Genomic DNA, 2,004 nt, shown 5'->3' with positions numbered 1-2,004 from the left:
ACACAATCCTTGAGGAAAGGTCCCCTCCTACTTGACCCATTAAGGCTTGCACTCCAGAGCATAAGGGACTCTAAGAAAGCAAAGTACGCTTACTAAGAATCCCTTTAACGATAAGCAAAGTTTTCTAATGATTTCTTAAAGTATTGCTTGTAAAATCAGTTGTGAAGCTTAATTTTACATTACAGATATATTTCATACTTATGGTAACTTAGTAATTGTAAGCAAAGTCTCATTTAACGCATTTACTTATGTAGTTAGTAAAGGAGAGGTGCACTAAATACCTCTCCAATGTTTTTTTATTTTACCTACAAACCCTTACCATAAGTAAACAAGCTTTTTAGTCCCAAGTTGCTACAATCATGCGCACATTAAAATTTTTCGATAAAATATGACAAAATTTGGTAAGTGACAGTTAGTCCAAATTCTCTTTAGGTTTTTCTTTATGCTTTCTATTTTTAACCTCAGTAAATATGTTATCTGACACACTTGTTGTAGTTGTTGATGTTTCATTTGGAGGATTAGATTGATTTGATTCAATCAGCGATTTCAGCATCTGAATATCCTCTTTAGTAGCGTATTGTTTATCAGACTTTAACATATATCCTAACTGACCGTTCGCTTCTATTGTAGCCCATTGTAAATCAGTAAAATGCTGAATGTTTTGTTGTCTCATTCGTACTTCAAGCATATCAACCGTTAACCGCAGCTTCTTTAAATTGTTTTCATTAATTTGGCCATTTTCAACTACTACAAGTCCTTTCCCATAAATTAAGGTTTCAAGAGCATTCGATTTCAAAACAATATACTCAATAAAAAGAAGTGTAGCTACCATTAAAAATGTAATTAACATTGTAATCCAAATGTTCCTATCGCCAACAGGTTGAATAATTAATGACCCAACAGCTATCATCATGACAGTCTGAGCAACAGTAAGCTGCGAGATTGATTTTCTTCCAGCTAACCGTAAGATCAGGACTCCTCCTATCACGACGACAATAGCTTTCCATATGAAGTGTAAATCCAAAAACAACTCCTCTTTTCAAATGTTGCTAAATTATATTTACAGTTGAATCTTTCTGGGTTTAATATCTATTGTTTATTGTGGATGATATCCTTTACTTTATTCTTTAGTCTAATGCAGCGAGAAATGACATGGGTAAATCAATGAATGTGTGTAAGGTATTGCCTAATGTTGCTCCAATGAAAAATAAAGGTATGGCTTCACCGCCAACAAAGCCGGTACCAAGAGTTGCTGCTGTAAATATTAGCTTGGCCAGTAAAGCAAAGGGTGGAACGTCTTCTATAAAAGATTGTTCTAACATCTGTAATCCTCGGCCATTGTGATCCTGTGAACTAACGATCAAAGTTAATACTACAATGACAATACCTTCAAAAAAAGCTCTTTTCATATGGTTTTTTTTGAAGGTTTCTCAGATAATTTTTCTATCCCATGCCTCAACGGACAGTATAAAACACTAATTAGGCTAAAAATGACTGATAGAAGAATAACTATTATAAATGTACTAATAGATATTTCCGGTACAGTTTGTATTATAAATTTTTCGTGTTTATGTCCCCAACCTGCTGTAGTTACATAGTGACCAACAAAGCTTGCCGTAAGACAAGGAACAAGTGCTTCAAATTTCAGCATTCCTAAAGCAGTCATCTCCATCCAAAACCAGCACTTATACCGCTCATCATAAAAATTTTCTTGTCGAATATGTTTATCTTAAAAAATAAGACAGGGTAATTAGTCACCCCACTTTCAATAATAAGACGAATTCAAAGTTTAGCTAGTTAGGTTAGTTTGTTTAATATGGGTAATGGGTAAAATCACCAGAACTGCTAAGTGCCGTAATGACAGCAACCTTATTACGATATTTCCATCAAAAAAGAGGAAAATGGAAATTAATGTCGAATTAACAAGTTAATCTTATTAACTCAACTTTCGCAGCTAGAAAAAAGTGTTCCATTTAACCAGCTGTAAAGCGTGTCACTGTTCAA

The 2,004-nt window shown here is 34.0% G+C and carries 3 protein-coding genes; all 3 read right to left on the bottom strand.

What is annotated here, in order from left to right:
• Positions 1 to 412: 412 nt before the first annotated feature.
• The 3 genes from ACFQ3N_RS01130 to ACFQ3N_RS01120 all read right to left on the bottom strand — a co-directional run bounded on the left by ACFQ3N_RS01130 (position 413) and on the right by ACFQ3N_RS01120 (position 1,672).
• Positions 413 to 1,024, bottom strand: a complete 612-nt coding sequence (locus ACFQ3N_RS01130; protein ID WP_390358759.1) for a DUF421 domain-containing protein — start codon at positions 1,022 to 1,024, stop codon at positions 413 to 415.
• A gap of 103 nt (positions 1,025 to 1,127) precedes the next feature.
• Positions 1,128 to 1,409 carry a chloride channel protein gene (locus ACFQ3N_RS01125; RefSeq protein WP_390358757.1) on the bottom strand — a complete coding sequence of 94 codons (282 nt, stop codon included), beginning with the start codon at positions 1,407 to 1,409 and terminating at the stop codon, positions 1,128 to 1,130.
• Positions 1,406 to 1,672 carry a chloride channel protein gene (locus tag ACFQ3N_RS01120; RefSeq protein WP_390358755.1) on the bottom strand — a complete coding sequence of 89 codons (267 nt, stop codon included), beginning with the start codon at positions 1,670 to 1,672 and terminating at the stop codon, positions 1,406 to 1,408. Before ACFQ3N_RS01120 ends, ACFQ3N_RS01125 begins: the two co-directional genes overlap by 4 nt.
• Positions 1,673 to 2,004: the final 332 nt, after the last annotated feature.

Source organism: Virgibacillus byunsanensis (assembly GCF_042675965.1).
GTDB lineage: Bacteria > Bacillota > Bacilli > Bacillales > Amphibacillaceae > Virgibacillus_R > Virgibacillus_R byunsanensis.
Note: the sequence above shows the minus strand (reverse complement) of the source record. Positions and strands in the feature narration are given on the sequence as shown.

Excerpts from the sequence above, each read along its gene's own strand:
- ACFQ3N_RS01120 (WP_390358755.1), bottom strand. The coding sequence starts at position 1,672 with ATGGAGATGACTGCTTTAGGAATGCTGAAATTTGAAGCACTTGTTCCT.
- ACFQ3N_RS01125 (WP_390358757.1), bottom strand. The coding sequence starts at position 1,409 with ATGAAAAGAGCTTTTTTTGAAGGTATTGTCATTGTAGTATTAACTTTG.